The 26442-nt window shown below is 59.4% G+C and carries 21 protein-coding genes; 12 read left to right on the forward strand and 9 right to left on the reverse strand.

All coding sequences use genetic code 11. The features are described 5' to 3' along the window. Nucleotides 1–122: 122 nt before the first annotated feature. A complete protein-coding gene (locus XX99_RS00005; RefSeq protein WP_050057341.1) occupies nucleotides 123–968 on the reverse strand; it encodes a carboxypeptidase regulatory-like domain-containing protein in 846 nt (281 codons plus the stop codon). Nucleotides 969–1110: 142 nt separating this feature from the next. Here XX99_RS00005 and nuoI point away from each other — a divergent pair, with 142 nt between their 5' ends. From nuoI to XX99_RS00020, 3 genes are all read left to right on the forward strand, one after another. Further along, a complete protein-coding gene (gene nuoI / locus XX99_RS00010; protein WP_050057342.1) occupies nucleotides 1111–1605 on the forward strand; it encodes an NADH-quinone oxidoreductase subunit NuoI in 495 nt (164 codons plus the stop codon). 50 nt (nucleotides 1606–1655) lie between these two features. Beyond that, nucleotides 1656–2252: a PPC domain-containing DNA-binding protein gene (locus tag XX99_RS00015; RefSeq protein ID WP_050057343.1), complete on the forward strand. Its 597-nt coding sequence runs from the start codon at nucleotides 1656–1658 to the stop codon at nucleotides 2250–2252. A gap of 229 nt (nucleotides 2253–2481) precedes the next feature. Continuing rightward, nucleotides 2482–2850 (forward strand): hypothetical protein, encoded by a 369-nt coding sequence (locus tag XX99_RS00020; RefSeq protein ID WP_050058029.1) that lies wholly within the window; start codon nucleotides 2482–2484, stop codon nucleotides 2848–2850. Between the two features lie 42 nt (nucleotides 2851–2892). On the opposite strand, the gene XX99_RS00025 is transcribed toward XX99_RS00020, so the two are convergent. The 4 genes from XX99_RS00025 to XX99_RS00040 all read right to left on the reverse strand — a co-directional run bounded on the left by XX99_RS00025 (nucleotide 2893) and on the right by XX99_RS00040 (nucleotide 11723). Continuing rightward, on the reverse strand, nucleotides 2893–7431 hold the full coding sequence (locus XX99_RS00025; protein ID WP_050057344.1) for a glucoamylase family protein: 4539 nt from the start codon (nucleotides 7429–7431) through the stop codon (nucleotides 2893–2895). A 9-nt stretch (nucleotides 7432–7440) separates the two neighbouring features. Then, nucleotides 7441–9297: an ABC transporter ATP-binding protein gene (locus XX99_RS00030; protein ID WP_231581093.1), complete on the reverse strand. Its 1857-nt coding sequence runs from the start codon at nucleotides 9295–9297 to the stop codon at nucleotides 7441–7443. A gap of 137 nt (nucleotides 9298–9434) precedes the next feature. After that, nucleotides 9435–10397 carry an ABC transporter substrate-binding protein gene (locus tag XX99_RS00035; RefSeq protein ID WP_184084445.1) on the reverse strand — a complete coding sequence of 321 codons (963 nt, stop codon included), beginning with the start codon at nucleotides 10395–10397 and terminating at the stop codon, nucleotides 9435–9437. 39 nt (nucleotides 10398–10436) lie between these two features. Continuing rightward, a complete protein-coding gene (locus XX99_RS00040; RefSeq protein ID WP_050057347.1) occupies nucleotides 10437–11723 on the reverse strand; it encodes an amidase in 1287 nt (428 codons plus the stop codon). A gap of 129 nt (nucleotides 11724–11852) precedes the next feature. On the opposite strand from XX99_RS00040, the gene XX99_RS00045 reads away from it, so the two are divergent. From XX99_RS00045 to XX99_RS00075, 7 genes are read left to right on the forward strand one after another with little or no spacing between them, the layout of a single operon-like run. Beyond that, nucleotides 11853–12326 carry a nucleoside deaminase gene (locus XX99_RS00045; protein WP_050057348.1) on the forward strand — a complete coding sequence of 158 codons (474 nt, stop codon included), beginning with the start codon at nucleotides 11853–11855 and terminating at the stop codon, nucleotides 12324–12326. Then, nucleotides 12323–13690, forward strand: a complete 1368-nt coding sequence (locus XX99_RS00050) for an FAD-binding oxidoreductase (protein ID WP_050057349.1) — start codon at nucleotides 12323–12325, stop codon at nucleotides 13688–13690. The genes XX99_RS00045 and XX99_RS00050 overlap by 4 nt, the downstream gene beginning before the upstream one ends. Then, entirely contained in the window at nucleotides 13687–14481 is a 795-nt protein-coding gene (locus XX99_RS00055; protein ID WP_050057350.1) for a creatininase family protein, read from the forward strand. The genes XX99_RS00050 and XX99_RS00055 overlap by 4 nt, the downstream gene beginning before the upstream one ends. An 11-nt stretch (nucleotides 14482–14492) precedes the next feature. Beyond that, nucleotides 14493–16214 carry a CocE/NonD family hydrolase gene (locus tag XX99_RS00060; RefSeq protein WP_050057351.1) on the forward strand — a complete coding sequence of 574 codons (1722 nt, stop codon included), beginning with the start codon at nucleotides 14493–14495 and terminating at the stop codon, nucleotides 16212–16214. Then, nucleotides 16211–17023 (forward strand): ABC transporter ATP-binding protein, encoded by an 813-nt coding sequence (locus XX99_RS00065; RefSeq protein WP_050057352.1) that lies wholly within the window; start codon nucleotides 16211–16213, stop codon nucleotides 17021–17023. The genes XX99_RS00060 and XX99_RS00065 overlap by 4 nt, the downstream gene beginning before the upstream one ends. Further along, nucleotides 17020–17811, forward strand: a complete 792-nt coding sequence (locus tag XX99_RS00070) for an ABC transporter permease (protein WP_050057353.1) — start codon at nucleotides 17020–17022, stop codon at nucleotides 17809–17811. Before XX99_RS00065 ends, XX99_RS00070 begins: the two co-directional genes overlap by 4 nt. A gap of 51 nt (nucleotides 17812–17862) precedes the next feature. After that, nucleotides 17863–18684 (forward strand): DUF3891 family protein, encoded by an 822-nt coding sequence (locus XX99_RS00075; RefSeq protein ID WP_156185737.1) that lies wholly within the window; start codon nucleotides 17863–17865, stop codon nucleotides 18682–18684. A 64-nt stretch (nucleotides 18685–18748) separates the two neighbouring features. On the opposite strand, the gene XX99_RS00080 is transcribed toward XX99_RS00075, so the two are convergent. The 4 genes from XX99_RS00080 to XX99_RS00095 form a co-directional block, all read right to left on the reverse strand. Further along, a complete protein-coding gene (locus tag XX99_RS00080; RefSeq protein ID WP_050057355.1) occupies nucleotides 18749–22723 on the reverse strand; it encodes a TonB-dependent receptor in 3975 nt (1324 codons plus the stop codon). Between the two features lie 376 nt (nucleotides 22724–23099). Then, entirely contained in the window at nucleotides 23100–23480 is a 381-nt protein-coding gene (gene hpxZ / locus XX99_RS00085) for an oxalurate catabolism protein HpxZ (RefSeq protein ID WP_050057356.1), read from the reverse strand. Between the two features lie 2 nt (nucleotides 23481–23482). Beyond that, nucleotides 23483–24415: an acetamidase/formamidase family protein gene (locus XX99_RS00090; protein ID WP_050057357.1), complete on the reverse strand. Its 933-nt coding sequence runs from the start codon at nucleotides 24413–24415 to the stop codon at nucleotides 23483–23485. 5 nt (nucleotides 24416–24420) lie between these two features. Continuing rightward, the gene (locus tag XX99_RS00095; RefSeq protein WP_050057358.1) at nucleotides 24421–24873 is read right to left on the reverse strand and encodes a RidA family protein; all 453 of its coding nucleotides are present in this window, start codon (nucleotides 24871–24873) and stop codon (nucleotides 24421–24423) included. Nucleotides 24874–24992: 119 nt separating this feature from the next. On the opposite strand from XX99_RS00095, the gene XX99_RS00100 reads away from it, so the two are divergent. Both XX99_RS00100 and XX99_RS00105 read left to right on the forward strand, forming a co-directional pair. Further along, on the forward strand, nucleotides 24993–25877 hold the full coding sequence (locus tag XX99_RS00100; RefSeq protein ID WP_156185738.1) for a c-type cytochrome: 885 nt from the start codon (nucleotides 24993–24995) through the stop codon (nucleotides 25875–25877). Then, nucleotides 25874–26371, forward strand: a complete 498-nt coding sequence (locus XX99_RS00105) for a DUF2165 family protein (RefSeq protein ID WP_050057360.1) — start codon at nucleotides 25874–25876, stop codon at nucleotides 26369–26371. The genes XX99_RS00100 and XX99_RS00105 overlap by 4 nt, the downstream gene beginning before the upstream one ends. Nucleotides 26372–26442 lie beyond the last annotated feature (71 nt).

Here is a 26442-nt window from a genome sequence, read left to right on the forward strand (position 1 = left end):
GCACTTGCGCCGCCTTTTCCATCAACCCTGCAACCAAACCCCCAAATCAACCTTGACAAATCAGACAGTCGCTGAGCGTAGCGAAGAATCTCAGCTCAATTCAGCCCCGAAACAGTCGCCGCTTATTCCGCGGTCTTCACTTCAATCAAAACCAGATTGTGCACGGAGCGCGCTGGGCGCTTATCTTCTGTCACGACCAGCTTGAAGGGGCCGTTCGTCGCATCGAGCGGCTTGCCGTCCATGGCGTCGGCGACGATGACGTCTCCAGGATGGAACTCGGGATCGAGCTCAGCCAGCGCCAGAACCGCCTTGTAGCCGTCGGAGCCGGTGGCGACGATGTAATCGGAGAGCGGCTTTCCGTGCAGGTCTTTTCCGTGGGGCACGCCCAGCGAAGCCAGCAGATCGATCAGCGGGACACCGGTGTAGGTTTCTTCGGCCTTGGTATGGACGTTGTGGAACTTGACTGTCCTTTGGGGCATGGTCTTGAGTGTGGCGAGGTCGATGGTTTTGGTGTGATCGGGTCCAGCAGAGATATAAAGTGCACCCACCACTTCGGCAGGGAGCATGACCGTTAGCGCGGGATGTTCAGGATTTAGATTGGGCCCCAAAGAGATCACCGGACCGGTCCCGGTCGCGACAGTTAAGGCAAATTGAAGTATCTGCGCCGCGGAATTCTGTACGTTGAGTGATTTGGCCAGTGGGAAAAAGCCAGAAGAATAAACTGAGACCTGGTAGCTGCAGGGCTTTAACGCTACGGCGAGAGTGCCCGTCCCGTCGGTCTGCGCGTCAACCTGAGAACAAGAAGCAGAGGGGATAATCGTGACCGCTGCGCCGGAAATAGGTGTGCCTGTGACGTCGGCGACGTGAATCGTTATTGGGACAGATTTCTCCTGTTGAGCAAATGCACATACGGAAATCACTACCGCAAAGACGACGGCTGCCAACGATTTGGAATTGACGGGAAGCATGCGTTCTCCAATCCCTATCAACATGCCTGCCCATCCTAATACGAAATTCCGCGCTTCACGCTTGTTGCTGACCGGTTTTTCGCCGCCCGGACTTTGGCCACCCGCTTTCCAGCCACCCGCCCCTTAGCCGTATACTGGATCCATGTCGATCGTGCGCAACATCGCCGGAGTGGCCAAGGGCATGAGCATCACCTTTGGGGAGATGTTCAAACCAACCGAAGTTGAGAACTATCCTGACGGTCCGGGCCCCACGCGCGGCGCCATGTTGCAGGAGCGCTTTCGCGGCGCGCACGTGCTGCAGCGCGACGAAAACGGCCTGGAGAAATGCGTTGCCTGCTTCCTTTGCGCGGCGGCGTGCCCCTCCAACTGCATCTACATCGAGGCTGCGGATAACACCGCGGAGAAGCGCATCTCGAGCGCCGAGCGCTATGCCAAGGTCTACAACATCGACTACAACCGCTGCATTTTCTGCGGATATTGTGTCGAGGCCTGCCCGACCGACGCCATCACTCATGGCCACGGCTTCGAGCTGGCCAGCCTGAATGCGACCAATCTGGTGATGCGCAAGGAAGACATGCTGGTGGCGACCGTAGGCATGCCGGGCGAGCTGGCTGCGCATTCAGATTCCATCAAGTAATCGGGCGGCGCGATCCTTGCCAGGGGTGCTGCCTTCCATCTGAGGAAACCATGATCCAGTGCTGGGTCGCTTCTGTCGGTTCCATCGCGCTATCCATTTCGCTCGCTTCGCCCTCCGCTCTTCCTGCGCAAACGGTCACAGAAGGAACTCCGCTCTATCTCGCTCCGGCGCAGCTCAAGCCCGCGGGGCAGGCGCCTGCGATGAAGGTGCAGCTGCTGAGCGACCAGGGCGGCCAAAAAGACTATGCCGTGATCTTTTATAAGGGAGACGAGGCGCTTTCCGGGCTGACCGCGTTTGCTCAGAAGTACGACATCAAGAGCGCTCACTTTACGGCAATTGGTGCAGTAAGTGCCGCGTCGATCGGCTGGTTCGATCCCGCTCGAAAGCTGTACAAGGTGATGCCTCTGACCGGTCAGATGGAAGTGGTCTCGATGATCGGCGATATTGCGCTATATAACGGCAAGCCGGTGGTTCATACCCACGTGGTGCTGGCTCTTCCCGACGGTACGACGCGCGGCGGGCATGTCGTCGAGCTACAGGTGAAGCCGACGCTGGAGGTGATGGTGACGGCCGATCCGAAGGATCTGCATAAGCGCCTCGACCCCGAGACCGATTTCGCGCTGATCGACCCGGCTGCGAATCAATAGAAATCTTTTCGGCGAAATCTAGCGGCTCGCTTGCTCTTTGGATACTTTCTCCTTCCTCAACCCTGAAAACCGGCTCAGAATCGTTGAAGTGCAGTAACCGGAGAAGAATGCCCGGGTTCGATTTGTTTTGTGGCTGCTCTCTGAGCGTGTGCAGGGGACGGAAATTCTATATGTCTCCTATCCACACGCAAACTATTTTGGTATCAAAAAATGGAGTAAGCTAGCCGCCATGAATGACGGGCAACAATCAATTCTTCATGTATGCAGCCGCGAGACGATCCTCGATCTGCGCGATCAGATTTTGAAGCTGCACGGTTACAACGTGGAGTCGACGCTCTCGCTCGACCAGGCCCTGCAGTACGCGACTGCTCGCGAGCATGACCTGGTAGTGATCGATGTAGAAGGAGACGGCCGGATTCCGGCAGCGGAGAAGCTCTGCAACGATATCAAGAAGCTTCGCCCGGGCCAGGAGATCGTCTTCATCTGCAACTACCGGGTTTCGATTGAAAGCGAATGCCCGGATGAAGTGATCCGCAGTGAATTCAATCCGGCGGCGATGATCGAGGGCATCCAGGCTATTCTTCGCAAAAAAGCGTAGCTGCCATCTTGCGGCTCAATGTTCTCGGTGACGCAAACAATGCTAACTGGCCTGCTTGAGAGCCTCCGGCTTGCGTGCTTTCTTGGCTGGAGCGCTCTTTTGCTCCGACTTCAGTCCCGCCTGCCGGATCGGTTTTTCGTGCAGTAGAAGTTCGGTCGCACGAAATTCCGGATTGGCGTGGAACCATCTCTGTACGGCATCTTCTCCGAGCAGATTCAAGAGTGCGGTGAGCGCCATGCCCTGATGGTGGGCCATCCACTCGCGAACGACGATCGGCTGCGACGTTGACTGCGAATAGTCGGCCGCTTCGTAGAAGCCGTAGGCGCCTACCCACTTCATTTGTTCCATGCGGCGAAGGTTGCGCAGCGCTTCGGCCTGCTCAACCCCCAGCGCGAGAAAAGTAGAGTACGGAGAGACGACCGGGCCGGCTGTCGCGTCCCACTTGAGCGCGATGGAGGGGACGCCGAATGCCTGGTAGTGATAGTGTCCGGCGTCATCGGTCTCGCCATAGCCTGATTCGGAGATGCCCCACGGAACTCCGATGGAGCGCGCGAACTCCCGCTGGATGGCGACCGCTGCTGACAGCGAGCGCGAAATGAGGGTGTCGGGGTAGTTGCGCATCCACAGCGCCGGCATGAGGTATTCGAACATGGTGCCGGTCCAGGACAAGAGGATGGCGCGGCCATAAGCCATGGTGTGCACGCGGCCCATCTTGAACCAGCCCTGCTGCGAGAGCTCGCCGCGTGCGACCGCGATAAACGTGGCGATGCGGGCTTCTGAGGCCAGCATGTCATAGGTGGCAGAGTGCAACTTGCCGGTGCTCACCTCATAGCCGATGGATAGCAGCTGCCGGCCTTTGTCGACGAGGAAGGCGAAGTCCATATTTTCCGCCAGTTGCAACGCTCCGTCGGATACGTTGGACACGCCGTCCGCTAGCGCCACGAGATATCCTCGCGCGATGGGAAGCTCGGAGCGCAGCTTCTCTACCAGAAGTCCCTGCGCCGATCCCGCTTCGGTGGTGTTCAGCGTCGCCCAGGCGCGCGCCAGCCGGTGCTCGAGCTGATCGACGAAGTCCACGGCGTTTTCGAGCAACGGTACCGAGTCGCCATCTTTCAGGCTCAGCTCTACGGTTTCGTGCAGCGATGCGTATTCCGGCAGCAGCCACGGCAATGCTTCGCGGATCAAGGCGGCGATGCTCTGCACACGCATCCGCGACTCATTCAGCCACCAGGCATGCTCGTCCGGAGACGGCTCGGAGTAAGGCGGGATATCTTGAAGCTCCGGAAGCTGCTCCGTCTCGAGGACCCAGGCGCACCAGTCATACACGCTAGCCGATGCAGAGGGAAGCGAACGATTGGCGATTTTTGAGGTGGAATCTTTCTGTAACCGTAGCAGTTGCCAATGTGTCTCGAGTCCGCGGAACAGGGCCTTTGACAGCACGGGGCGATGCAGCAGCTCCGCCGCGCCGGTGCGCAGCGTGTAGAGCGACGCGACCAGATTGCCGCTGTCGACAGAAGAGACCGTGATGGGCAGCAGCGGCTCGAAGGTATGCGTGTTGTACCAGTTGTAAAGGTGGCCGCGATGCTTCTGCAGGCGCTCCATTGCATTGAGGCTACGCTGGGAGAGATCGATAAATTCAGGCAGGGTGATGAAGCCAAGCTCGATCGCTGCCTGACGTGCATTGAGCAGAAGACCGAAGTTGGTCGGAGAGACGCGCGCCGCTTCGAAGAGCGTCTTCTCCTCCACGTTATCGGGAATCATGTAATTGTGTCGCGCGCCGCCGAATTCATAGAAGAATCGCCAGATGCGCAGCGCGTGCTGGCGCGCAAATGTTTCTTCCTGCGCCGTCAGGGGTTGATTCTGCTCGCGCGGCCTGCGGTTTAGCCAGACAGTGATGGCGCTTTCGAGTCCCCACAGGATCAGGATGGGCACGGCGATGACGAGCGATTTGGGGCGGAAGAATGCGATCGCCGCGCCGAGCGCGAGGGCAAAGACCGGGGTCGCGGCGAGATAGCGATCGACCGGCGTGCGCTTGCCTACGGAGGACTCGGCCTCGGCAGCGGTTTCCCATTCGAGCAGGCGTTGTCCGGTAATGAAGCGGCGCACCAGCGAACGCACGATGGCGTCGAGCGAAAGCATGGTCTGATGAGGCAGGAAGACGAGGTTCAGCAACGATACGAGGATGGACTGCAAAAAACCGATCAAGGCTTCGCGTACATCTCCCGCCATTTCGCTGGCCATGGCCCGCCCCATGCTGAAGGCGAGCTGAACCAGCGTCGGAGCGAAGAGGAGAAAGAGCGTAATCGCGGTCCAGTACAGAGCGCCGCCGGGCAGCCCCAGCCATCCGGCTACGAGCAAGATCAGAGTAAGCGAATCGACCAGCGAACGGCGCAGGTTATCGAGGATCTTCCAGCGTGAAATCGTCGAGATGGGATTGCGAACGAAGCGTCCCGACTCGTCGGGCACGCGCGAGAACAGCCACTGCGCAATCTGCCAGTCGCCGCGTACCCAGCGATGCTGGCGGCGGGTATAGGCGCTGTAGTGGGACGGATAATCGTCGATGACTTCAATATCGGTGGCGAGGCCGGCGCGCGCGTACGCGCCTTCGATCAGGTCATGGCTCAGCAGTGAATTGCGCGGGAACCTGCGTTCGAGGACCGTGTGCAGCGCGGAAACTTCGTAGATGCCCTTGCCGGTGAAGCTGCCCTCGCCGTAGAGATCCTGATAGACGTCGGAGATGGCGCGCGTGTAGATGTCGAAGCCGGTCTGTCCCGAGTAAATTCCGGCCAGCCGCGAGCGCGCCGCCGATTGCACGCTGACTCCCACGCGCGGCTGCAGAATTCCGTAGCCGGCGGTCACAATGCGCTTGTGGGGATCGATGATAGCGCGATTCAGGGGATGAGCCATCGCTCCGACCATGGAGTGCGCGGTGCCGCGGGGCAGTTGCGTGTCGGAGTCGAGGGTGATGATGTATTGCACGCGCGCGAGCGCGGCCATGTCACCAGCCTTGACCGGGAAGGCGTCAAACTCGCCCTTCAGATACTTATTGAGATCCAGAAGCTTGCCGCGCTTGCGCTCCCAGCCCATCCACACGCCTTGCTTGGCGTTGAAGATGCGATGGCGGTGCAGCAGGACGAAGGTGCCGTGCTTGGAGACAGTCGAAGCGTAGCGCCGATTCAGATCCTCGATCAGATTCACCGCAAGGTCGACGAGAGGATCGCTGTCTTTTTCGCGCGGACGCGACACCGAGTCCGGCAGGTCTGTCAACAGCGCGAAATGCAGATTCGGATCTTGATTAGCGAGGAATCGAACTTCGAGTTCGCCCACTAGTTCGCGGACCTGCTTCTCGTTCATCAGCAAGGTGGGAATCGCAACCATCGCGCTGTACTCCGGCGGAATACCTTTGCTGAAGTCCAGCTTGGGCAGGGCCTGTGCTTTCAGTAGCGCGGTCACCGTGTTGTTGACGAAGTCGACGGCGGTCTGCGAGACGGGAAGCAGCAAAAGGAGGAAGGCGATAGTGACTCCGCCAAAGACGGGATAATTCGGAATCAGCGGCAGCAGGATCGCGGCGATGAGCAGGACGGTCAGGATCTCGATGGAGCCGATGAAGAAGTCATCAGCGTGGCGGCGCAGGGTGATGCGAGTGCGATCGATGAAGCGCGGCCGGTAGCCGATGGCTTTGGCCAGCTGCGGGAATCCGCTATCGATAAGGTAATAGCCGACATGCGCCTGGCGCAGGTAAAGGCGCGGATCATCGATAGGATTCTGCTGCGCCTGGAGCGCGAGGTCGACGGCGGTCTGCGCGACCTGATTTTCCGTGTACTCAGAATAGAAGGCGATCTCGGCGACCCGTTTCCGGTATCCCTCGCGGCTGTCGAATTCCATGCGCGGATACGCCTTCGCGGGATCGTTCATGAGGATGGAATCGAAGACTACGAGCGGCTCCATCAGCGAGAGCCAATCCGCATGCCCAAGCTCGCGCAGGGTCTTGATGCGGGCCGTCAACATCTGTGGCGTGCCCGCGTCCGCCGACTGCGGCGTGTGCAGGCGGGCATCGGCCTGCACCAGTATGAGATCCAGGACCGCGAACTTGAGGAAGGCGGGCAGCACCCAGAGCTCACGAAGCTCGAGCGGATCGGAGAGCTGTGCCTCGTTCACATAGATGTGGAGAGCGGAGCCATTCCACACTGACTTGGCTCCGTTGAGATAGGCTGCGGCCAGGACTGCAGCGCGGGGCTCCTCGCCGATAGGCGAAAGCACGCGCGGCAGCTTGGGAATTTTCTTCTGGATCGAGCGCATCTCCGCCAGTGCGGCGCGAAAGAGGCGTGGATTCTCGCGAATCTCGAGCAAAGGGTTCGGACCACGCTCATCGGTAGCAGGCAGTTCGCTGAGCTCGGCCATCAAGGCGTTCAGCGAGGATTCGGCCTCCTCAATGCGAGGGATCAGCGTGAGCGGGGTTTGCGGCCGATGAACGACGGACCAGTGCGACACGGCGGCGCGGGCATGCGCGCGCAGGTCTATTGCCGTGATGCCGGCCTGGTCGAGAATCTCCTGGTCAATTGCTGGAATCTGGTAGGTCATGCTTCTCCGTCAACGATAGCTCGCGGCCTGCATCTCAAACATCCCGGCATAGCGCGCTCCCAGGGCCATCAATTGCTGGTGCGTGCCTTCTTCTACCAGCTGGCCACCTTCGAGCACGACGATGCGATCGGCCATGCGAACGGTGGAGAAGCGATGCGAGATCAAGAGCGCCATCTTTCCTTCGGTGAGCTCTGCGAAGCGCTCGAAGACTTCGAGCTCGCTGCGCGCATCGAGCGCGGCGGTCGGCTCGTCAAGAATGAGCAGCTGTGCGTCGCGCAGATAGGCGCGCGCCAGCGCGATCTTCTGCCACTCTCCACCGGAGAGGTCGACGCCGGTTTCAAATCTGCGGCCGAGCATCTGATCGTAGCCGCCGGAGAGCTTGGCGATGACGCCATCAGCCAGGCTCTTGTGCGCAGCGGTCTCGATCTCTTCGTTGGTATGAGGCGCTTCGATATGACCCACGATAATGTTGTCGCGCGCCGTCATCTCGTAGCGCATGAAGTCCTGAAAGATGACGCCCATCTCGTGATGCAGATCTTCGAGGTTATATTCGCGCAGGTCGACGCCGTCGAGGAGGATCTGACCTTCGGTGGGGTCGTAGAGGCGCGTGATGAGCTTGACCACTGTGGTCTTGCCCTGACCGTTTTCGCCGATCAGCGCGATGCGCTCGCCGGGGTGCAGCGTGAAGTTGAAGTTCTTCAGAACTCGACGCTCGGTTCCGGGATAAGCAAAGGAAACGTTGCGGAATTCGAAGCCGCGCTGAATGGGTCTCGGGACTAGGATGCCATCGGGCTTGGACTGCACGGTCGGTTTCATATCGAAGAAGGCGATCAGGTCGGTAAGGAAAAGCGCCTGGTCGGCGATGCCCGAGGCCGTCGAAAACGCCTGCTGGAAGTTGGAGCTGGCCTGCTGGATGGCGACCGTTATGAGTGAGAAGACACCGATCGTGGGGTAGCGGCCGATGACGGCCTCGTAGATGGCAAAGACATACGCTCCGTAGTAGCCGAGGGTGCTGATGAGCGAAAGCAGTCCGCCCCAGATCAGCTTCTTGCGCGAGAGAGCGATATCTTCTTCGTAGATGGCCTTGGAGAGCGACTTGAACCGACCGGTGAGGTAGTCGCTCAGATTAAAAAGCTTCAGCTCCTTGGCCGCTTCTTTGCTGCCGCCTACCTGGCGGAGATAATCCATCTGCCGCTTGGCCGGGGTCTGGCGGAAGTTTTTGGCGTAGCCGAGGAAGGCGAAGTGCGTTTCTCCAAAGAAGGACGGCAGCACGCCTGCGATCAGCAGCAGGATCATCCAGGGCGAGCGGTAGACGAGCACGCCGCTCCAGATCGCTGTGAGCACCAGCTGCTGGAAGAGCCTGCCCATCTGCTGAATCATGGCCAGCCGGTCGGTGGCCTGCGCACGGGCACGTTCCAGGCGGTCATAAAAGACCGGGTCTTCGTAGGTGGTGAGGTCGAGCTGCGCCGCTTGCTGCATCACGCGCACGCTGACGTGATAGGTGTAGCGGTCGGCCAGCAGCTGGTCGCTGTAGTCGATGGTCCGGCTGAGAATGCCGTTCAGCAGAGCGAGCAGGACCTCTGCGCCGACCAGCCACCAGAAGTGCGGCAGCTGTGGCTGATGGCGAAGCGCGAGCGATACGCCGGTGATGATGCGCGCCGCGACGATGCCGATGCCCAATTGCAGCAGCGGAACGATGACGCGCAGGATGAGACCCCAGGTGACCACTGCGGGGCCGGACGCCCACAGGATCTCGAGGACCTGGGGCACATTCTTCAGGGCCCTGATCCGGTCTCCCCACGCGCTGTGGCTGCTTGTCTTTTGATCGTCGTTCATCGCTTGGGCATTCAAGTTAGGTATTGCCATCGCCGTCTCGCGACAGGACTAGTAGCACCGTCTTTATCGGGGAGGGGAAGGCACTCACTTCGATGCCGAGGCAGGGGCATCCGTTGTTCCAAGCATATTCGATAGCGGCCGGCGGGAGTGATTGGCTGAAATAACCGTTAGTGACCGGCTGAAATAAATTGAAGAGTGTAGGCCGTCGCCGGATCGATGGACCGCCGGAGGACCTTGAGGTCCGTTAATTGGTGATCGAGCGCTGCCCACCGGTCGGGCTGCATGTCACCGTCCTTCGACGGATCGTCATCCGGATAAATGAAATGGCCGTCCTTCAGCGCCTGCCAGGTGAACTGCATCTGGTCGGGAGTCATAGCCGGGTTCAGCCTCAGCAGTTCGTCGTTGACCTGCTTCGGATCAGCCATGTAATCCCGCCAGCCGCGGAGCGAGGCGCGAACGAACTTGGCCACAACGTCGGGGTGGTCTTTGACGTAGCTCTGCGAGGTGAAGAAAACGCGATAGGGATCGTATCCCGTCTCGCTGATCAGCAAGGTGCGGATATCGGCGCCTGCTTTGCGGGCGAAAAAGGGCTCCGACGTCACGAATATCTGCTGAATATAGTTGCGATCCTGCAAAAAGTTGGCGATGGAGTAGGTCGCCGGTGTCTCGTGGACATTTTTGAGGTGGTAGCGCGCTACCAGATATTGGAACCAGGTCGCGCCGGTCTTGATGGCGATGGTGTGGCCTTCCAGGTCGCCAAATTTATGCACCGGCGAGTTGGCGTGCATCATGATGCCTTGGGGATCGTGCTGCATGGTGGCGGCGACCGCCACCAACGGCTGCCCTTGCGCAACCGCGTCGAGGATGCGGTCGGAGGAGCTCATGCCGAACTGTGCGCCGCCCAGCGAAACCTGCTGTTCCGCGACGATGTACGGCCCGCCGGGAGCGATGGTCACGTCCAGGCCCTCCTGCTGGTAGTAGCCCTTGAGCTGCGCCTCGTAAAAGCCGCCGTGCTCCGGCTGCGGATACCAGTCGGTCTGAAATTTCACTGGAATGAGATTGCTCTTGGCGCCTCCGTGACAGGCCACGAGGGAGAGCAGAGCCAGCGAGAGCGCGACGCACTTGGTCACTCGAATCATGCCCGAGCTTAACAATCGGCCGATAGCGGATCAAGATGCAAGTTCGATGGCCAGCGCGTCACCTAGGAGATATGCAAATGCCAGCAGCTCTGCATCCCGGCCATGTGCCGCCATCAGCTGCATTCCTATGGGCTGTGCCGGCAGGACTACGGTGGGCAGCCCCGTCAGACTTCCCGGGGTGGTGTAGCGCAGGATGCGGGGCCGTGCCTCAGCGTGGTTCGCGCCCGCGACCAGGCGAGGCACGGGAAGAGCGGGCATGAGCAGGAAGTCAAAGCGCGTGAACAGCTCGGCGGTCCGGCGAACGAATGTCTCCTGTTTCGCGCGCCATTCGCCGATCTCAGCAAGGGTGAGTGAGGCGCCCCAGCGCAGCCGCTCGGCGATGGCGGGCTCGAATTCGTCGTAGAAGCCGGTGTGCAATATCGAAGCCTCATGCGCCTGGATGGGCGCGTAAATTTCATATGATTCGCGCCAGAAGTCTGCCTGAAACAATTCGGTATGCGCGCCGGACCTTTGAATTCGCTCCTCCCAGAGGCCGCGCCCATCGAGTACGGATCTCTCGCACTCGTCGAGCAAACCTTCGCGCAGGAAGCCGACGCGGGCTGTGGCCGGGGCGACGCTGGCAGCAGCAAGATCGAAGAGGGCATGGGCCAGCAGCGGAAGGTCGCGGAGATCGCGGCAGAGCCAGCCTATGGTGTCAAAGGATGGCGCGAGATGCGCGCCGCCGCGCCAATCTCCTACGCCGAGAGACGCGCGGTATCCGGCGAGGCCGCAGAGAGCGGCTGGGGCTCGCACCGATCCTCCGGTATCCGTGCCGATGGCGGCAAGCGCCGATCCTTCCTGGACCGCGGCCGCCGATCCGCTGGACGATCCGCCGGTCAACAGGGAAGCATCGTCGGGCTGGAGGCAATCGCCGTAGTCGCGATTCTCGCCGGTAATTCCATACGCCAGCTGATGCAGGTGGGTTTTGCCGGTGATGACCGCGCCCGCAGCCTTGAGCCGGGCTGCGACCCAGGAGTCTGCTGACGCCGCAGCATTGTGGCTCGCGTAGAAGCGAGACCCGCTGCTGGTGACGAATCCTTCGAGATCGAAACAGTCTTTGAGGGCGACCGGAACGCCGAAGAGCGATCTGCCGCCGGCATGTTGGGCCAAGCTGCGGGCCTGATTCTGCGACCACTCGGCGTCCAGCACAAGATAAGTATTTTTGCCTGCGTTCCCATTGGCGTTTGCGAGGGCGGCGGACACGACCGCTTCCGGGCTTGCGCTTCCCGCGGAGATTTCTTTGAGCAGCTTCGCAATCGGCGAGGGAGCGACTTCCATGGAGCGATTGTATCGGGAAGCAAATCGGGGAGAGGATCGAAAACAACCGCTTGGATTTCCGTCCGCTCATGCTAAATTTCGTCAATGGGAAAGCCTTCGAGCTCCAGTCGTGATCGGGATGTTGCGATCATGACCGAGCTTGTCCGCTTCACCGCCCGCAGCTTCGCGACAGAGAATCCCGTGCCCTTCGGGGCAGCCATTGTTCACAGTCAATCCGGCGAGATGCTCTATCGCGCGCGCAATGCCGTGATGCGCGAGAACGATCCCAGCTCGCATGCCGAGTTGAGGACGGTACGGCTGGCCTGCAAGAAGCTGGGCAAGCCTTCGCTGGCCGGATACACGCTGTACTCCACCTGCGAGCCCTGCCCCATGTGCATGGCCAACGCGCTGTGGGCACGCCTGGACCGCGTGGTTTATGGCGCCACCATCGAGGATGCCAACCGGCACTGCAACCAGATTCGGATTCCTTCCGAAGAAGTTTCAAGCCGCAGCGACATGCCATGCGAGGTCGAAGGAGAGCTGCTGCGCGACGAGTGCTACGGCCTCTTCACCGATCTTCGGATGCTCAAGGCATTCAAGAAGTGGAGCACGGGCAAGCCATGAAGGAGCTTCTGTCGCGCTCGATTCCCGGTCTCATCGCTGACCCGCTGCGATTCGTGACTGCGCCTGCCGTGGTCGAGCGACTGTCGAAGGATTTCTATTGGTATTCGCCGGTTCTAAAGAAGCAGCTTGAGGACAAACACGCCGAAGCCGTGGTGCAGCCGGTCAACGTCGAGGAGATTCGCAACATCCTGCGGTTCTGCTACAAACACGATGTTCCAGTTACGCCGCGCGGCGCAGGCACAGGCAATTATGGCCAGGCGATTCCGCTGCACGGCGGTCTGGTGCTCGACCTGTCGCGCATGGATCGCATCGAGACGATAACCGAGGAGGGCGTGGCCATCTGCGAGCCCGGCGTTCGACTTGGCGCGCTTGAAACCGAAGCGCGCACACGCGGGCGGGAGCTTCGCTGCTATCCCAGCACCATCGTCAAAGCCTCTCTGGGAGGATTTCTGGGCGGCGGTTCGGGAGGCATCGGCTCGGTTGCGCATGGCGGCCTGCGCGATTTCGAAACGGTTCGGGCGGTCGAAGTGGTGACCATGGAAAATGAGCCGCAGGTACACCTTCACGAAGGCGCTGCGGTGCACGACATTTTGCATGCGTGGGGCACGAACGGCATCATCACGAAGATATGGCTGGCTCTCACGCCCAAGGTAGAGTGGGCGCAGTGCGCGGCGGCGTTCGACGAATTTGCATCTGCATATAACTTCAGCGAAGGCATTGCCGTTGGTTCCGAATGGACCAAGCGTGTGGTGACCACCTTCGAATGGCCGATCCCGTCTTACTTCAGTCCTATCAAGTCTGTTGCACCGCAGGGCAAGCACCTGATCTTTTTCATGATCGCCGAGGCGCAACTCGCAATGTTGGAGCAGGCAGCGCGTAGCGCGGGCGGCACGGTTACGCACTCGGGCGCATACAGCGGTCTGCGCACGACGCCGCTGCTGTCCGATTACACCTGGAACCACACTACGCTGTGGGCCATCAAGCACGACGATGCTTATACCTATCTGCAATGCGGTTTCGACCCCGACCGCGTTCGCGAGCAGATGAAATTACTCAAGGAAAAGTTCGGCGATGAGATCCTCTTCCACATCGAGTTCATGAAGAATGGCGCGGGCCGCGTGATTCCGGGAGCCATACCGCTCGTCTCTTACACCACGGAGGAGCGATTGAACGAGATGATTGGCACCTGCCGCGAGATTGGCGTCTTTGTTGCGAATCCGCATGTAAACAATGTCGAGGATGGCGGCCGGTTCCGCGAAGACCACGTGCAGCTCGCAGCCAAACGGCGCTACGACCCTAAAGGCTTGCTGAATCCCGGCAAGATGCTCAGCTTTCAATCTGAGACAGAGGTCGTTCGCACGTGAAGACCTGGATTCCCGACTCTCGAAACTTCGCCTATCTCCGCTGGCCGGAGGTTGAAGCCCTGCCGAAAGATTCGACGCTGCTTGTTCTGCCTACCGCAGCCATAGAACAGCATGGCCATCATCTGCCGCTCGCGACCGATACGCTCATCAACAATCTGCTGCTAGGTAAGGCGCTGGAAAAGCTTCCTGCGGAGATGAGCGTTTATGCGCTGCCGCCGGTTTGCTATGGCAAGAGCAACGAGCACATTGGCTTTCCGGGAACGCTGTCGGTTTCCGCGTCGACATTCATGTCCGTCGTTCGCGATATCGGCGCGAGCGTTGCCGCAGCGGGATTCAAGAAGCTTGCGCTCTACAACACACACGGCGGGAACGCGTCGCTGGTCGACGTGATGGCCCGCGACCTTCGCGCCGAGTTTGGATTACGGACCTTCACCCTCTTCGGCTCCGGAGGAATCAGCTTCGAAGGCATCAGCGCGCAGGAGAAGGCTTATGGCTTTCATGCCGGCGAGATCGAAACGGCGTTTCTGCTGAGCGCAACGCCGGAGCTCGTCGACATATCGGCATACACGGTCAACTACATTGCGAATATCGATGCGCCCGACCTGCTGCGTCCCGAGAATGCGGCGGCGACCTTCGCCTGGCTTACACGTGACATCGCGGCGAGCGGCGTGATGGGTGATCCGACTCCTGCGACCGCCGAGAACGGCACACGATGGACTGACCAGGCTTCGACCCGCATTGCGCAAGCGCTTGAGGCGATGGTCAAGTACGAGAATTTATACCGGCCGTGAGTGTGTCATCTATGAACGGGTCTTCTCTCATCGATTGTGGAAGCGGAGTGCGGCTGGAGCGCTCGGTGCCATGCGTGCTATCGGATGATGTGACGCTGATTTCCGACCACTATTATCCGGCGCAGGATGTGTGGGGTGCGGGGCCGCATCCCACGCTGCTGATGCGCCAGCCCTATGGGCGCGACATCGCGTCCACGGTGGTGTATGCGCATCCCGTCTGGTTTGCGCGACACGGATACAACGTGGTGATCCAGGATGTGCGTGGGCGCGGCGATTCCGAAGGCGAGTTCTACCCCTTTCGTCACGAGCGTCAGGATGGCGCGGAGACTATTCGCTGGCTGCGGACGCGTCCCGAGTCCAACGGCAGAGTTGGCATGTACGGATTCTCCTATCAAGGCGGGACGCAGTTTCTCGCTGCCGCAGAACAGCCCGAAGGATTGCTCGCCATTGCGCCGGGCATGGCCGCCTGCGATCTCTATCACGGCTGGTTCTATCACAATGGAGCGCTGCGGCTCTCCTCCACGATGGGCTGGGGATTGCAGATGCTCAAGATGGATGCGCGCCGGCTGCAGCTGCGCGAAGCCAGCGACCGGCTCGAGGCAGCCTGGGCGGATGTGCGCAACCAGGTCAACGTGCTTCCCTTTCGCTCGCATCCCGCTCTGGAGTCAGAGGGGATGCCGTCCTATGTGCTGAACTGGTTCGATCATGATGCGCCTGGGCCTTACTGGGAGATGCAAGACGTAAGCGCAGCTCTGCATAAGATCAATGTCCCCGCTCTGCACATATCAGGTTGGTTCGATACTTATCTGAAGGGAACGATCGACGGCTATCTGGCGCTGCGCGAGCATGCAGCGACGCAGTTCGCGCGCGAGAATCAGTACCTTGTGGCCGGCCCCTGGACCCACATTCCGTGGGGCGACCGCATCGGCGAGATGAACTTCGGAGCGGAAGCGCAGATCGACACCGACACCATTCTGCTGCGCTGGTTCAATCACTGGCTCACGGATTCAGGAGAGTTCGCGAGCGAGCCACGCATCCGGCACTTCGCGCTCTTTGAGAACAGCTGGCATGGTGCGGATCGCTGGCCATCGAAGACCAGCCTGACGCTGCATCTGCACAGCGACGGCCGCGCGAATTCACGCAAGGGCGATGGCCGGCTCGATGCGAACGCCGCTAGTCAGGACGAGCCCTGCGATGTCTTCATCTACGACCCGGAAGTGCCGGTGGTTGCTCCTGGAGGCCCGCAGGCATTGAGCGGCACGCATAATCAGGCCGCATTGGAGATGGGCAATAACCTGCTCGTTTACACCGGGGAAGCACTCGCAGACGATGTCGCGGTATTTGGAACGCCAAGACTGACGCTCTATTGCGCGGCTTCGGCGAAGACTACGGACTTCACGGGAAAGCTGGTTCGCGTCCGTCCCGATGGTCACGCGGATTTCATCTGTATGGGCATTGCTCGCTCGAGCTTTCTCTTTAGCGATAGCTTCGAGCCCGATACGGTGCATTGCTGGGAGTTCGATCTGGAGCCGACGTCATGCACTTTTAAGGCCGGCGATCACATCCGCCTGGAAATCGCGAGCAGCGCATTTCCGCTTTATGACCGGAATCCAGGTACCGATGTGCCGTCGCCGCGGGCTACGTCCTGGGACTGGCAGCGTTCGACGCAATTTGTTTACCACGATGCGGCGCGTCCTTCTGCCCTGCATTTGCCGCTGCGGAGCGACGTGTGAGGGGTGATGCCGCAAGTCAGTTCTCGCGAGAATACGCAGTTCCCCAGGTCGAACTAAGTTCAGTCTCGAAGCAATACGGCAATGGCAGAGCGATCCTCGATAGCTTGACGCTGTCGATCGCGAAGGGCGAATTCGTCAGCCTTGTTGGTCCTTCTGGCTGCGGAAAATCGACGATTCTCAAGCTTGTCTCGGGCTTGAGTCCCACGACTGCGGGTGAGATTCACGTCGATGGTATGAGCCCTGAGAATGCGCGCGAGACGATGTCCTTCATCTTTCAGGAGGCCACTCTTCTGCCGTGGAGAACGGTTCGCCAGAATGTCGGCCTGGGCCTGGAGTTGGAGCGCGTTCCGCGCGAGAGACGGCATGCAAAGGTAAATTCGTTGCTGGATCTGGTTGGCCTTTCGCACGTGGGCGAAGCGTACCCACGAGAGCTTTCGGGCGGGATGAAGATGCGGGTCTCCATCGCTCGCGCTTTGGCCACGGGGCCGAGGCTGCTGCTGATGGACGAGCCTTTCGCGGCGTTGGATGAAATTTCACGCGACCGGCTGAATGAAGAGCTGCTGCGGCTGCGCGAAGAGCAGAAGTGGACGGTGATATTTGTAACCCACTCGGTTGCTGAAGCGGTTTTTCTCTCCACGCGCATCGTGGTTTTGGCGTCCGATCCGGGGCGCATCCATGCAGATGTTGCTGTCGATCTCGCATATCCCCGCACCGCGGAGTTGCGAGCGTCGCCGGCTTATGAGCAGAAAGTGATCGAGATTTCGCGCCTGCTTCGGGATGCGCGCTCGCTCGCGGAGAGCGGCGCGTGAAGCAAAAGATTTTCGTTTTCCTGAACGCTATCGGTATTTTCGCAGCGCTGCTGCTGCTCTGGCAGCTTGTCATCTGGCTGGGGCATGTTCCGCCGTTCATGCTGCCATCGCCCTGGCGAGTCTTCCGCGTGATTGCCGAACGCTTCTCTTCGCTGGCGGAGTCATTTGAAATTACGGCGACCGCCGCTACGTTTGGACTCCTCGGCAGCATCGTTGTTGGCGTCGCAATCGCCCTGATCTTCGCCCAGTCGCGATGGGTACGCCGGATGTTCTATCCCTATACGCTCCTCTTGCAGACGGTGCCCATCGTCGCCATCGCGCCGCTTATTCTTATGTGGGTCGGGGCCGGCTGGGGCGCGGTCACGTTGATCGCGTTCATCATCTGCCTTGCTCCGATCATTGCGAACACCACACAGGGACTCATCAGCGTTGACGAAAATCTGATTCATCTCTTCCTGATGCACAACGCCTCGCGCGGCCAGCTTCTGCTCAAGTTGAGGCTGCGCCACGCTGTGCCTTCTCTGTTCGTGGGTATACGGATTTCTGCCGGAATCGCGGTGATCGGCGCCATCACCGGAGAACTTTTTGCCGGCTCCACGAGCGTGGGACGCGGCGGTTTGGGCTACTCCATCATTTATGCCCTGCAGCAGTTGCAGACAGATTATCTCTTTGCCCTTATCGTGGCGGCGACCGTGCTGGGGTTTCTGTTTTATTTCGTCGTCTCGTTCTTCGAATGGTACTTTCTGCATAAGTGGCACGAGTCGGCGCGTACGCCTGAAGTGGAATGAAGTTTGCAGGTATTTTTTATTGATTGAGGATTGGATTGGGTAGCTTCGATCATGCTTCGGCTTGAAACAGAAAACGGATGGTGGCTGGTTACCCATGTCGACCACGCACGGCTGGCGGGGGCCTTCGCCGCGAAGTGGGGAAACGATCTCTTTCGAGCGCCGGAACCGCGTGCGCATGTGCTCGAGGGCATCGCCCGGCATGACGATGGATGGCGTGGGCGGGATGCGAATCCGAAGATCACACGCGCAGGAAAGCCGAGCGCCTTCTCCGTGGAGTTAGTAGGCAAGTATTCTGCATTTGAAGAGATCGATCTGCCGGACTATCTTGCGGTTCGTGAAGCTGCGGTTCGACTGATTGCCGAAGAAGATGCTTATGCCGCGACTCTGGTTTCGATGCACACTTACAATTTGCTCACCGAGAGAGCCGACCGTTCGACAATCGCTTCCGCAGAGCTTCCTCTGCTCGATAGCTTCCTGACTCGACAAAAAGAGCTTCAGCAAATGCTCCGCAGACGCATAGCAGAAGATAAATCGTTATCGTCTGAGGAAAAGAGCGAGGCGCGAATTATCGATCACTTTCGTTTATTGCAGGCGGTTGATAATCTCTCGCTGCTTACCTGTGTGGACTATCGCGAGCCCGCAACGCTCCTCCACCCATTGCCGTTGTGCACGGGCGGACATGCGGAGATCAAGGTGCAGCCTCAGGGCGAGCGGTCCTTTCGGCTTATGCCGTACCCTTTCGAAGCTTCGCCGGTTCGCCTTACATTTCCGGCGCGGCATATCGAGGGAGAAGTTTTTGCCAGTGCGGAGGAACTGCAGGAGCGGTACCTTGCCGCGCCGCTGCAGATGTTGACCGTTTCTCTCTTCGGATAGATCTTTCTTCGTAGCAACGACAAAGCGGCCCGCGGGCCGCTTTGTCGTTGTGGCTGGTTGAATATCAGAAGCTGAAATGTAAAGACATCTGAATCTGACGTGGACTGCCGATGGTGTGCTTCACGATGCCTAGCGTCGTCGGGCAGCTATAGAAAGTATTCGCGGGGGCGCTGGCCGACTGGCATTGCGCCGGCGTGGGGGCAACTTCGCTATAGGAGCTGGAAAGATTGGGTGCGTTGTTGTAGCCGGCGTTCTGGGTAACGTCGTCATTGGGAATGTCGAAGCTGCTGGTGTTGGTCAGGTTGAAGACGTCGAAGCTGTAGCGCAGAGAATACTTCTCGCTTACCTGCAGTGACTTGACCAGCGACGCGTCGGCGCGTTTCTGGAATGCCTGCCGGAAGATATTGCGCTGGCCGCTGGTGAAGGTGGTTTCGAAGTCGTCGCCAACCGGCACACCGTCAGTGCCCGCGGCAACGATCGGCAGGGTGAAGCATGATGCCTTGAGCGCCGCGCTGTTGGGGTTGGAGGCCTGATAGAAGGCACCGGAGCGGCCGGTAAGCGCGTTCTTGGCGTTACAGCCCGGAGCGAGCGGAACGATCGGATTGGTGATGCCGTCGAAGGTGCTGTAGTACAGACTGCCGACGGCGCCCGAGTAATCGATGACGCTATAGGGCTGCCCACTTTGAATGATCACTAGGCCATTGAGGGTCCAGTCGTCGACGATCTTGCCGGCGAGGGAGTGTTGGCTGTAGAGCTGCGGCAAGGTGAATCCGTAGGTGAAGTTCAGCACGTGCTTGCGATCGAAGTCGGACGAGCCATAGCCGCTGCGTAGATTGCGAGGGTTGCTGCCGTTGTAGAAGAGGCCGAGCGCGCTCTGCTCGTCGGTCGCATGGGAGAAGGTATAGGAGACGCCAGCCTGAATTCCGTGGCTTATCCGCTTTTCCACGTGCGCCTGCAGCGCATGATACGCGGAGATGCCTGCAGCAGTGTACGACTCCGACTCGGACGAATATCCGAGATAGGGCACGCGTAGATCCACGTTGCCGCCCTCGTAGTTCTGCTGCATGGAACCATAGGTGCAATTCGGATCCTGATTTACGCAGATGGGGGAGAAGGTAGTCGGATCGAGCACGGTGTAGCCGTAGCTGAAGTTCTGCTGTGCCGCGCCGCCAGGGTGCGTGGGCTTGGTCAGCGTTGCAATCTGCGCCTGATTGAAGGGCAGCGGAATTACCTGGTGGCGTCCCAGGTTGCCCACGTAGCCGAGCTCGATCATCAGGTCGCTGCGCGGCTGGAACTGCACATCGAGAGTGAAGTTGATGCTGTAGGGAAGCTTGTTGGCGCGGTTGTATTCGCCCAGGGTAAAAGGCTGGTTGCCGGCAATGATTCCAGCCGCATTGGGCAGATAGTTGATGAGGTCCGAGGCCTTGGGGTTGCTGGGTGCAGGCGATCGCGTTGTGCCCCATGGAGTGCCGAGGTTGTAATCGAGGTTCGCGCCGTCTTCGGGTGAGAAGGGGGCGAGGCCGCAGATGGGAATGTAGAAGTTGTAGAGGAAGCTGGTGTTGCCATACGGCGAAGCGCTGTAGGGGCAGCCTTGCCCGGTCACGAACGGAGGAGTCTGGCTCACTCCGAAGGGGCCGCCAGCAACTTCTCCCGCGGCATATCCCGGAGAGAGATAGGTGTAGAGCTCACCGCGATCGTAGTAGAGGCCGGTGCCGCCGCGCACTACGATCTTGTTCTGGAATGTCGAAGGCTGCCACGCGAATCCGAGGCGAGGCGCAATGCCCCATTGGCGTCCGGTAAGCGTGGTATCGCTCACTCCGGAGGTTCCGTTGACATTGTTGCCGGCGATGATGAGGCCGGGGCTGGTGATGGCATCCGATCCGGCGTCGTAGCTGTATTGTGTCGGATCGAAGTTGAAGAGGCGGCCGTATTTTTCCGTCAGCCCGCCGTTCCAGTCATAGCGAATGCCGGCCGTGATGCTGAGATTCGGCCGGATCTGATACTTATCCTGCAGATAGAGGCCAGTCTGGTTGGCACGGTAGTAGCGGTTGGCGTCGCCTTGAAGGAAGGTAGTCGCGACAAATCCATTCGTCGAGTAGGGCGTGACCCAGTTCATCGCGTAGGTCGAGAAGTCCGGTGTTGCTACGCTGCCTTTGCCGGTGCGCTGATCGCGAATGTTCAGCTGGGTGTAGGCCCAGCTTCCACCGAAGGTGAACGAATGCGGTCCCTTGGTCCAGATGGCATTCGCCGAAGGCTGAATGCGATTCTGGAACATGCCGGTGAAGGCGCTCTGATTCGCCGCTCCTGGGCCGATGTTGAGAGCCTGCTGCGGCAGACCGGCGCCGTAGTCTCCGAGAGCGTCAACGATGGTGATGCCCGGAAAATACGAGCCGAAGCTGCTGGTCATTCCCGCAATCGGCGTGCCCGATTGGCCGGGTCCCCAGAGCTGATCATTCGTGCTGTAAGCCTTCTCGCGAACGAAGCCGAGCGTCTCGGTCAGGCTGAAAGAAGAGCTGAGCGTCTGGATATTGTTGATCGCGAAAACCTGTGAGCCTGCATCCAGATGCTCGGCGAATCCAGGCACGCTGGAAGTTGCATAAGGCGTGCTATTGGGATCGTGCTGATAGTAGTACTTCAGGCTGACCTGGTCTTTCGAGCTGGCATTCCAGTCGAGATTGCTCACCAGCTGATCGGCGATGAAGTACGAGGTGCCGGTTTCGAAGGCATTCGATGGCGACAGGGCATCCGGTTTGTGGCCGTTGTCATTAGGAATGAGCCATTGACCATTGGGCAGCTTGGCCTGAAAGAGCGCCAGCCCTACCGGATTATTCGACCAGTCGGCGCCGCTGACCGTGAATCCATTGGCAGCGTCTTCGCCGCCCCAGTTGTTATTGACGAGTTGAGCCAGGCCGCCGGCATTGCGGTTGTTGTCGCTCAAGCCTTGCGGGACCGCGATCAGCGTGTCGCCGGTTTCCTGGTCGGATACGTGCAAGTGCTGATAGGCGATAAAGGCGAAGAGCTTGTCTTTGATGATGGGGCCGGAGATGGTTCCGCCGGCAATGTACCGATGCAGCTCAGGATTCTTATCGGCGTCGGGAATGCCGGTGTTGTTCTTGAAGAAGAAGGGCGCGGCATTCAACCAGTTCGTTCCGCGATGTCCGTAGAGGCCGCCGTGAATGGTGTTGCCGCCGGAGCTGGTGCTCATGTCGATGTGCGCGCCGCTGGCCGAGCCTTGCTGCGCGTCATACATCGATGCGTTGACGCGAACCTCGGAGATCGTCTCTGGAGCAGGCGTGGGGATGGCATTGCCAATCGAGAGATAGACAGAGGATGCGCTCTGTTCGACGCCTGCGCTGGAGTTGCCGTTGCCGGTGTTGTTCACCACGCGCGCCGACTGCACCTGGCTGGTGCTTTTGCCGTTGAACAGGTTGCTGCCGTCGACGCCGTTAAGTTGGAAGCTGTTCGAGGTGTCGCGCTGTCCATTGGCCCAGATGGGAGCATTGCCGAGTCCGCTGTTGACGCCGGTGCCTCCAGGCAGCTCCGCATTGACGCCGGGCGAGAGGATGGCCACGCCGGTGAAGCTTCCCGTGGGCAGCGGGATGGCGTCGATCTGCGTTTTGTCCAGAACATAGCCGTTGGTGGTGTCCACCGCATTCATCAGCGGAGATTCTTCCACCACGACCGATGTGCTCACCTGGCCGATCTTCAGCTGCGCATTGATGGTCGCTGTGCGATCAGCCTGCACCGCGATGGACGGCACCTTCTGCGAGTCAAAGCCTTCGTGAACGAAGGTGAGGCTGTAGCTATCGATAGGAAGATTGGCAAAGGAATATCCGCCGCCCGCGTTGGTTTTTGTGGATCGGGTGAGGCCTGTGCCGAGAGCGACAGCGGTCACCGTGGTATCTGCCAGCAGGCCGCCCGAAATGTCGGACACCTCGCCGGTGATGCCGCCAAGCGTCTGTTGCGCCCAGCTGGAGTGAGTGAGAAGCAGCATACTGAGGAAAAAAGCAATGACAAAAACAGGAAGTCTCTTGAACATCTATGGCCTCATTGAAATAGAAAAAGACAACTTGGTCGTCAAGCGACCTTCACCGTGCCCTGAACCTTTATCGGGGACGCCTTGAGGCACTCCCAGGCTTAGAGAGGAGGAGCTGCGAAGTTTGTAATGGGCAGCTTTTTGAAAAACTTTCGGTGAGCATATCGCAGAAAGAATCGTCACTAAAGGGAAAAGTGACCGTATGCTCCGTTTGCCGGAGGAGGGTAATAAAACTTTCTTATAGGTGCGCCGTCAAAGAGCAAACTCATGGGAACAATTGCAAATATCCCGCTGAAACGGAGCGCTTCTCTGTGGTGTCCGGGTCTTTTCGAGGGATTCGCCGCAGTGAATTTGTCACTGTAAGTGAACAAATGGCCGTTCAGGGCAGAGTCGAAACGTGTGCCGAGACGATCTTCCATCCGTCGGGGAAACGCACCCATACCTGACTTTGTCGTCCTTGCACTGTTTTGCCGCCGACTACGCGTTCGAACTCCAGCGTTACGCTTCCGAAATCGCGGCCGAAGGTTACGATGTCGAGCCGTTTGACGGTCCGCTCGAGATTTACTGCCGGGCGGCTTTTCCGGAACGCTGCGATCTCTTCCGATCCGTGCAGGTTTTCCGTCGCGCCGAAGCGGAGCGCGTGCGGCGACTCCCAGAACATCGCGGTCAGAGTGCCGGCGTTGTTGCTTACGAGCGCAGCTTCGTATTTCGGATAGAGCGCAGTGAGCTCCGCTACGATCTCCGGATCGTTGACGACCATGTCTAGAAGAGGCTCCTCTCCGGAAGAACAGTTTTGGCGATCGCCGCGGTGACGGTCGTCATCGGTTCATTGACCACCTGGCTGAGACGGAGATCCATGGCTACGCTGCACAGCAGATAAGCATGCTCCGGCGTAAAGCCCCAGTGACTGCTGAGCAGATCCACCATGCGCGAGGTTGCGGTGCGCGCCGCGGTCAAGGCGTCGGCAGCAGACTCGACTACGATCCATTCGCCTCCGCTGCACGGCCTGGCGTTTCCCGAGGCTATGAGCGGTCCGGAAATACTGCGGTGCTTGTGAAGATGGAAGCGCAGCGTTACGTCCGCAGGACACTCGATGCCATTGATGCAGATCTCGCCATCGCCTTGCGCTGCATGAGCGTCGCCGGCGGAAAAGAGCGCGCCTGCGTTCAGCACCGGCAGATAGACCTTCGATCCCGCCGTGAGGTCGCGGACATCCATATTGCCGCCGAAGCTTCCTGGAGCGCGGGTGCGGAACTCGCCGTCTTCAGCGGGCGCCACGCCCATGACGCCGCAAAAGGGGCGCAGTGAAACGATTGCCGGGGCCAAGGAGCGCGTGACGCCCGGCTCCAATTCCCAGTGGAAGAGAAACGGATCCTTGAAGCGGTCTTTGAGGAACCCCAGACCGGCGATGATGCTCGTCCATCCCCAGCCTTTGTGTTGCACGTCGAGAATTTCTACTTCGAGCGTGTCGCCTGGTTCGGCATTCTGGATCGCGATGGGGCCGGTCAACGCGTGAATTCGGCCGCGATCGATGGTGAGGTATTCGTCGACCGTCATTCCGGGGCGAACCTGTCCGTCGCTGGCGTCGACGCATTCCATGTGAACGGTGTCGCCGGATGCGATTTCCAATCGTGGTTCGAGATTGCGGTTCCAGCGCGAATGGGTGGGCCCGGCGGAGAGCGAGTGTTCAGACATCGCGATTAGATCTCCACCGTCATTTGCAGCTCGACCATCGCGTTGCGCGGCAGTGCGGCTACGCCGAGAGCGGCGCGCACATGCTTGCCGTTTTCCCCGAAGACTTGAATCAGCAGATCGGAAGCGCCATTGATTACCTTGGGCGAATCGGCGAATCCGCTGACGGTGTTTACGTAGCCGTTAACGCTGACGATTTGCTTGACGCGGTCAATCGAGCCCAAGGTCTGTTGAAGCACGGAAAGCTGGGTCAAGGCACAGCGCTGGGCTGCCTCGTACCCATCCTCAGTCGTTCGGTTGACGCCGACAATGCCGGTCAGCACGCCGTTCTCATCGCTGGAGACAACGCCGGATAGAAATACCAAATTGCCCACGATCTTGGCGGAAAGATAATTTCCTCCCGGAGCGGGCGGCGGGGGAAGTGTGTAGCCAAGGGAATTCAACATCTCTTCTGCACTCATTTGCCCGTACTCTAACACGGGTTTCATCCGTGGGCTGGTTGACAAATGGTGTATGCGGGAGATGAAAGAGGGGAATTTTTTCGCCGTCCCGCAATCATACCCACTATATGATGAGCCCCATGCAATCCTCGTGGCTGAGCGCCGTGCTCGCGGTAGCTAGTTTGTTCTCGTCTTTTGTTTTCACCGGCGACAAGATCGAGCTCAAAGACAAGAAACAATCGCCGCAGGATCTGCAACTCGCCGGCGATCTGCCGGGTTTGCCGCCGGGCTCGGTTCGATTCATTAGCTATGAGCAGCTGAGCCGCTTGCCACAGGTGGATTTCAAGGTCACCGACGATTTCAACTTTCATGGGCCCATGGAAATTGGCGGCGTCTCTCTCGATGAGATTTTGAAGGCCCTGAATATTCCAGACAAGGGCACGTTGATCGCCGCCGATTGCGACGACGAATATGAGGCGCACTATACCGACGACTATCGGCACGCGCACCGCCCGATTCTCGTTTTGCGCCTGAACGGAAAGCCGCCTGCGCAGTTTCCACGGACGCGCGATGACGGTACCTATGGGCCGTATCTCATCTCGCACGCTTCGTTCACGCCGCGTTATCACATCCTCGCGCACGCCGAGGAGCCGCAGATACCCAATGGCTTAGTCGAGCTGCGTTTCCTCAAGCAGGATGTGGTGCTCGATGCCATTCGTCCGCACGGCAGCTTTTCCGAGAACTCACCGGAGATGCAGGGCTATCAGATCGCCCAGCAGAACTGCTTCCGCTGCCACAACGAAGGCGACTACGGCGGACATAAGGCCGGCCGATCGTGGCGTGCGCTGGCCCGCATCGCGCAGGCCAGTTCGAAATCATTCGAGGCCTACACGAAAGATCCGCAGTCTCAAGATGAAACAGCGCAGATGCCCGGCAATCCCGAATACGACGATGCGACCCTGCATGCTCTGACCGCATATTTCAAAACCTTTGCGCCGTTGGCGACGGGATCGGCCGCGAAATGAGCCTGCGCATTGCCAAAATCCTGTTGGTCGCGGCGGTGGCGTTTTTCTACACGCTGGTGGTCTTCAATAACTCCACGGACTACGGTTCCAACTATCAGTTTGTGCACCACGTCCTGCTTATGGATACAACTTTTCCCGGCAACCACGGCATGTGGCGGGCGATTCACCTTGTCCCGGTGCAGGTTGTTTTTTATGACGGCATCATTGGTTGGGAGGCGTTCACCATGATCCTGACCTGGGCCGGCGTTGCGCAACTCGTGCGCGCGCTGCGCAAGCCTGCATCCGCTTTCAATCGCGCCAAGAGGACTGCCATCGTTGCGCTGACCATCGGGCTGCTATTGTGGTTCGTGGCCTTCATCAGCGTGGGCGGAGAGTGGTTCCTGATGTGGCAATCGAAAATCTGGAACGGCCAGGAGGCGGCCTTCCGCATGTTTGCCTGTGTTGGCATCGTCTTTCTGCTGCTCGCTATGCCGGAGGCTGAAGGCCAGCCGTGATCGTTTGAAACCACATCGTTTGAGACCGCACAGATCGATATCCTTCGGATTTGTCGCACCCATCACACTCC

The organism is Silvibacterium bohemicum (assembly GCF_001006305.1).
In the GTDB taxonomy this organism is placed as follows: domain Bacteria; phylum Acidobacteriota; class Terriglobia; order Terriglobales; family Acidobacteriaceae; genus Silvibacterium; species Silvibacterium bohemicum.